Genomic DNA, 6,000 nt, shown 5'->3' with positions numbered 1-6,000 from the left:
CCCCCCCCCCCCCCCCCCCCCCCCCCCCCCCCCCCCCCCCCCCCCCCCCCCCCCCCCCCCCCCCCCCCCCCCCCCCCCCCCCCCCCCCCCCCCCGTGACTCAGTCCTGGTAGGGCTTCGCGGCCAGGATCTTCACCGAGGCCGTGTTGCCGTTCGGCAGCTCGTACTCCGCTTCCTCGCCGACCTTCTTGCCGTTCACGCCGACGCCGAGGGGCGACTGCGGCGAGTACGTCTCGATGTCGGAGCTCGCGTATTCACGCGAGGCCATCAGGAACGTCAGGGTGTCGTCCTCGTCGCCGTCGAACGCGATCGTCACGACCATGCCCGGCTCCACGATCCCGTTGTCCGCCGGAGCCTCGCCCACCTTGGCGTTCTGGAGGAGCTGGGTCAGCTGGCGTACCCGCAGCTCCTGCTTGCCCTGCTCCTCCTTCGCCGCGTGGTACCCGCCGTTCTCCTTCAGGTCCCCCTCCTCGCGGGCGGCCTCGATCTTCTGGGCGATCTCGACGCGCGCGGGACCAGACAGGTGTTCCAGCTCGGCCTTGAGCTGGTTGTACGACGCCTGGGTGAGCCAGGTGACGTTCTCGCTGGTCTGGGTCACAGGTGCTCCTCGTAGGTACTGGGAATACAAAGCAACGCCCTACCCAGAAGGATTGTGCCTTCTCGGGTGGGCGAAACCACGAGCCTAACAATTCCGTGACGCGAGAGCAGGACGAAAGGCATCAGAATCGCATCAACGCAGGTCAGCGGGGTGAACCTGGACGAAAGCCGGGGAGGGTCAGACCCCGGTCCGGTGTGCGGGGAGCCGGACCGCGTCTGTCAGCCGCCGTCGGCCGCGCAGCCGACGAGCTCCGCGCTCGTCGCGCTCAGAGTCGTGCGGACAGTGACGATCTCGTCGATCCGGGTCTCCGGGCCGTCGAAGCGGACGTCCTTGCGGCCCACCTCGGAGCCGTCCTCGGCACGCGAGCGCAGGGTGCACACACCGGCCGCGTCCCGGTCCTTGCGCACCTCCAGATGGACCTCGACGGAGGTGTCCGACACCCGCTTGAATTTGATGAGCTCGCCCGAGACACTCTGGCCAGCCACGTAGTCGTAACCGAACCATCCGACGAGCGCGAGCAGGCCGACGCCGAGCACGGAGCCGACGATCTTGAGCTTGCGGTCCGCACGCTCGTCCGACGAGCGGCCGTAACGGTCCTCGGGAAGAACCGGTGTGCGTACCGCGTCCATGATCGTTCCCTCCGGAATTTTCCGTGCCCCGATTCCGTCACTATAGAAGCCGCCCGATGCGACACATCACTGAGGACCGAGTCTTGACTGACCAGCTGCGATTGATGGCCGTGCACGCCCACCCCGACGACGAGTCGAGCAAGGGCGCGGCCACCATGGCCAAGTACGTATCCGAGGGGGTGGACGTGCTGGTCGTGACCTGCACCGGAGGCGAGCGCGGCTCCATCCTCAACCCCAAGCTCCAGGGTGACACCTATATCGAGGAGCACATCCACGAGGTGCGCAAGAAGGAGATGGACGAGGCCCGCGAGATCCTCGGCATCCGGCAGTCCTGGCTCGGCTACGTGGACTCGGGCCTGCCCGAGGGCGACCCGCTGCCGCCGCTCCCCGAGGGCTGCTTCGCGCTGGAGGACGTCGACGAGGCGGCCGGCCGCCTGGTGCGCATGATCCGTGAGCAGAAGCCGCACGTCGTCACGACGTACGACGAGAACGGGGGGTACCCGCACCCCGACCACATCATGACCCACAAGATCTCGATGGTGGCCTTCGAAGGGGCGGCGGACGCGGAGAAGTACCCCGAGGCGGAGTTCGGAGCGGTCTGGCAGCCGCGGAAGCTCTACTTCAACCAGGGCTTCAACCGTCCCCGTACGGTCGCGCTGCACGAGGCGCTGCTGGCGCGCGGGCTGGAATCCCCCTACGGCGACTGGCTGGAGCGGTGGAAGGAGTTCGGGCGCGCGGAGCGGACGCTGACCACGCACGTGCCGTGCGCCGACTTCTACGAGATCCGCGACAAGGCGCTGATCGCGCACGCCACCCAGATCGACCCGGACGGCGGCTGGTTCCGCGTTCCGATGGACATCCAGCGGGAGGTCTGGCCGACCGAGGAGTACGAGCTGGCGAAGTCGCTCGTGGACACCTCCCTCCCCGAGAGCGACCTCTTCGCGGGCATCCGCGACAATGCCTGATATGTATGCGACCCAGGCAGTGACGCAGCTCGTCCCGCTCGCGAAGGAGCTGGACGAGAACAAGGTGACGCCCGGCGTCCTCGGCTTCATCGTCTTCGCCGTGATGGCGTGCGCGGTGTGGCTCTTGATGAAGTCGATGAACCGCCACATGGGCAAGGTCGACTTCAAGGAGACGCCGGCGGACGGCACGGAGCCCACGAAGACACCGGCATCGCGGGTGGGCGACCCGACCACCTAGCCGACCACGCCACGGGCGCGCGCGACCAGCACCGGGCGCCGGGCGGCCCGGGTACGGCCCCCGGTGCGCCGGACGGTCGGCCGGGAGCGTGTCCGGGCGGCCCGGCGCCCGCGGGCGGCGGCGAGGCGGTGACCGGCGCGGCGGGCCGGGGAAGGCGCCGGCGCCCCGCGCGGCCCGCCCGGCCGTGGGCGGGTCAGGCGCCGGCCGGCTGGACCGGGACGCCCATCACCTCGCGGGCGTGGCGGTTCGGGACCATGCCGAGGCGCCACGCCTGCCAGCCGTCCTCCAGCGCGACGCCGCGCTCCAGCATCACCGCGAACGTCTCCGCGCACTCCTCCAGCTTGCCGTCGCGCGTCGCGTGCCGCGCCGCCGTCAGTTCGGCCAGCTCCTGTTCCGCCACCACCGATCCGACCTCGACGCCGCCCGCCGACGCGTAAGGCAGCAGCGTGCAGCGCAGGAAGCGGGCCCAGTCGGCGCCGCGGTGGTCGTCGTACGAGGTGAACAGCGCCGTCGCCTCGTCGCACAGCGCCAGCGCCTGGACCGCCTTGCTGTTGCCCGCGTCCACGATCGCCAGCTCCAGACACGTCCACGCCTCGCCGTGCGCGACACCGATCCGGCGGAAGTCCGCGCGGGCGTCGACCAGCAGCTGCCGGGCGAAGCCGGAATTGCGGAGATTGCCCGTCTGCGCCGCCCGCTGGTCGCGGGTGACCCGGCCCGAGTGGTGCCGGGCGCAGGCCAGCCCGTACACATCCCGCATCCGGGAGAACATCGAGCGCGCCCGCTCCAGCTCGCGTACCGCCTGCGCCGCGTCGCCGCACTCCTCCAGCGCCTGACCCAGGTAGTACAGCGTCCACGCCTCGCCGCGCGCGTCCTCGTTGTCCCGGTGCCTGGCCAGCGCCTGGCGGAACCGGTCCGCCGCCGACTCCGGTTCGTTGTCCACCAGCCGGGCGCGCGCCAGCTGCGTCAGCGCCCACGCCTCGCCGCGGCCGTCCCGCGTCCGGCCGTAGAGATCCAGCGCCTGCCCCAGCTCCGCCTCGGCGCGCGGGACATCGCCCAGCCGCAGACACACCTGTCCGAGCTGGAAGTGCGTCCACGCCTCACCGTGCAGCGACTCGCCCTCGCGGTGCAGGACGAGCGCCGTCGACAGCAGCGCGACCGCCTCGCCGAGATTCGCCCGGTCGCGCTCCACCGCCGCCAGCGCGTGCAGCGTCCACGCGCGGTCGGCCCCCAGTTCCGCCGGGGCCTGGAGGTCGAGCGCCTCGCGCAGCTTCGCCGACGCCTCGGTCAGATTGCCCTGGTGGTGCAGCGTGATGCCGAGCGAACAGAGCGCGCGGGCCACGCCCGCGTCGTGGTGCGCCTCCCGGTAGAGGTCGACCACCGACGTCAGGGTCGTGCGGGCCTTGTCCAGCTCGCCGAGCTGCCGGGCCGCGATACCCGTACGCCACTGCACGGAACGGGCCAGCAGCCCCTGGTCGACGGCCTGCGTCAACTCACTGATCTCACCGAGCCGGTAGAGGTCCCCGCGCAGCAGGCAGTAGTCGCAGAGCGCGCCCAGCAGAGCCAGTACGGCCGCCTGGTCGACCCCCTCCGCGTGCCGCAGCGCCGCGGTGATGAAGCTCGACTCGTCGTCCAGCCAGCGCAGCGCCGCGTCGAGCGAGGAGAAGCCGTGGCCGCCGAACTGGTCGGCGCGCGTGGACGTCTTGCCGTCGACCAGCCGGATCACCGAGTCGGCCAGCTCCGAGTAGTTCTTGATGAGCCGCTCCTGCGCGGCCGTGCGGTCCGCGGCCTCCTCCTCGTCCAACAGCCGGGCGAGCGCGAAGTTGCGCACGACGTCGTGGAGCCGGTAGCGGCTGGCCCGTACGTGGTCGATCAGGCCCGCGCGGGACAGCACCGTCAGCAGCCGCTCGGCCTCCTCCTCGTCGGTGGCCAGCAGCGCGGCGGCGGCAGCGGCGCCGAGCGAGGCCCGTCCCGCCAGCGCGAGCCGCCGCAGCAGCCTGCGCGCCTGGTCGCTCTGGTCGGTGTAGCGCAGCCACAGCGCCCGCTCGGCCGGGTCGACCGGGCCGTACGCCTCCAGGTCCGTGGCCAGCTGGTGCGACGTACGCGAACCGAGCGACGAGCCCGCGACACGCAGGGCCAGCGGCAGACCGCCGCACAACTCGCCGATCCTGTCGACGGCCTGGGCGTCGTACGGCCCGCCCACCGGCTCCTCACCCACGGCGCGCAGCAACTCCTCGCAGCCCGCGCCGTCCAGCGCCTCCACCGGCAGCTGGTGCACCCACGCCGGGGTGTCCGCCGCCAGCTCGACGGGCTGACGGGACGTCACCAGCACCAGGCTGTCCGAGCGTTCGGGTACCAGTGTGCGGATCTGCTCCGCGTCGGAGGCGTCGTCGAGCACGATCGTCACCGGCAGACCCGTCAGATGCTGGTGGTACAGCTCGCTCAGCCGCCGTACCTGCTGCTCGGGCGACGACCGCTCACGGAACAGCAGTTGCTCGCGCGGCGCGCCGAGCCGGTTCAGCAGATGGAGCAGCGCGTCCCGCGTCGACAGCGGCGCCTCGCCCGCGTCGCCGCCCCGCAGGTCGACCACGCACGCCCCGCGGAACTGGTCCCGCAGCTGGTGCGTCGCCCTTACGGCGAGTGTGGTCCGGCCGGACCCCGGCGCACCGTGCAGCACGACGACCGTCGGCTTCGTCTCCGTCGACGCGCGAGCCGCGTGCACCCAGCGCGCGATCTGCCCGATCGCCTCGCGCCGCCCCGCGAACGGGCCGTCGGACTGCGGGAGATGACCGAACGACTGCGCGAGCACACTGCGCCTGCGGGCGGCGGCGCTGCGGTCGGTGCCGCGCAACTGCGGCACGACCGTCGGCTTCTTCGTCGTACGCCGCGTCGCCTGCGTCAGCACCCGCTGCTGGTCCAGATACGGGCGGATACCCCGTACCTCCAGGGCCGTCAGCCACTGGAGCCTCAACTGCTCGACGTCGCCCGGCTGTCCGGCCGCGCCGCCCCGGCCCCCGCGGCCCGCCGGGCGGCCTCCGGAGGCCACCTTCGCCACGGCGGTCGCCCCGCCGACGACCCCGACGATCACGCCCGTGCCGACGGCCGTCTCCGCGCCCGTACCCAGGGCGACGTCCGCGACGACCGCCGACGCGGCGGCGACGGCCGCCACCAGGGCGGGAGTTCCGAGTGCGCCCCTGCCCAACCGCTCCGACATCGGCCGCCGCGCGGCCTCCGCCTCGTCCGACGCCGCCACGTACGACGCGTACTCGTCGGCGGCGGACTCCGCGATGGCCTCCAGCGCGCCCCGCCCGCGCGCCAGTAGGACATTGCCGTCGATCCGTCCGCCGGAGCGCCGCACCTCTTCCTCGACGGCGCGTACCAACAGCCTCTCCGCCTCGCTCCGATGGCTGTCCCGCATATGCATCCCCCTCCGAGAGCATCCGGTGCACTGAGCTGCCCCGGGCCCGTCCTGCGACCCGGCCCCGCGTCAGTGTCCTGCGCGGGGCGCGCGAGCGCGAGGCGGCCGGCCGGGACCGCGGCGGCCGATGTCGCCGGTCCCAGCCGGGTGCCTGCG

The 6,000-nt window shown here is 72.5% G+C and carries 5 protein-coding genes; 2 read left to right on the top strand and 3 right to left on the bottom strand.

Annotated features, from left to right (window positions below):
- Positions 1-99: 99 nt before the first annotated feature.
- Positions 100-597, bottom strand: coding sequence for a transcription elongation factor GreA (greA, locus tag ACZ61E_RS23230; RefSeq protein ID WP_469701761.1), 498 nt, complete (start codon positions 595-597; stop codon positions 100-102).
- A gap of 218 nt (positions 598-815) precedes the next feature.
- Positions 816-1,226: a DUF4307 domain-containing protein gene (locus ACZ61E_RS23225; protein WP_469701760.1), complete on the bottom strand. Its 411-nt coding sequence runs from the start codon at positions 1,224-1,226 to the stop codon at positions 816-818.
- A gap of 83 nt (positions 1,227-1,309) precedes the next feature.
- Here ACZ61E_RS23225 and mca point away from each other — a divergent pair, with 83 nt between their 5' ends.
- Both mca and ACZ61E_RS23215 read left to right on the top strand, forming a co-directional pair.
- A complete protein-coding gene (gene mca / locus ACZ61E_RS23220; RefSeq protein ID WP_469701759.1) occupies positions 1,310-2,191 on the top strand; it encodes a mycothiol conjugate amidase Mca in 882 nt (293 codons plus the stop codon).
- The gene (locus ACZ61E_RS23215) at positions 2,184-2,429 is read left to right on the top strand and encodes a hypothetical protein (protein ID WP_469701758.1); all 246 of its coding nucleotides are present in this window, start codon (positions 2,184-2,186) and stop codon (positions 2,427-2,429) included. The genes mca and ACZ61E_RS23215 overlap by 8 nt, the downstream gene beginning before the upstream one ends.
- Positions 2,430-2,622: 193 nt before the next feature.
- On the opposite strand, the gene ACZ61E_RS23210 is transcribed toward ACZ61E_RS23215, so the two are convergent.
- Positions 2,623-5,844 carry a tetratricopeptide repeat protein gene (locus ACZ61E_RS23210; protein WP_469701757.1) on the bottom strand — a complete coding sequence of 1,074 codons (3,222 nt, stop codon included), beginning with the start codon at positions 5,842-5,844 and terminating at the stop codon, positions 2,623-2,625.
- Between the last annotated feature and the right edge of the window lie 156 nt (positions 5,845-6,000).

Source organism: Streptomyces sp. NPDC104581, from assembly GCF_055583685.1.
This window is presented reverse-complemented; position numbering and strand designations above follow the sequence as displayed.

Excerpts from the sequence above, each read along its gene's own strand:
- ACZ61E_RS23225 (WP_469701760.1), bottom strand. The coding sequence starts at position 1,226 with ATGGACGCGGTACGCACACCGGTTCTTCCCGAGGACCGTTACGGCCGC.
- ACZ61E_RS23215 (WP_469701758.1), top strand. The coding sequence starts at position 2,184 with ATGCCTGATATGTATGCGACCCAGGCAGTGACGCAGCTCGTCCCGCTC.
- ACZ61E_RS23210 (WP_469701757.1), bottom strand. The coding sequence starts at position 5,844 with ATGCGGGACAGCCATCGGAGCGAGGCGGAGAGGCTGTTGGTACGCGCC.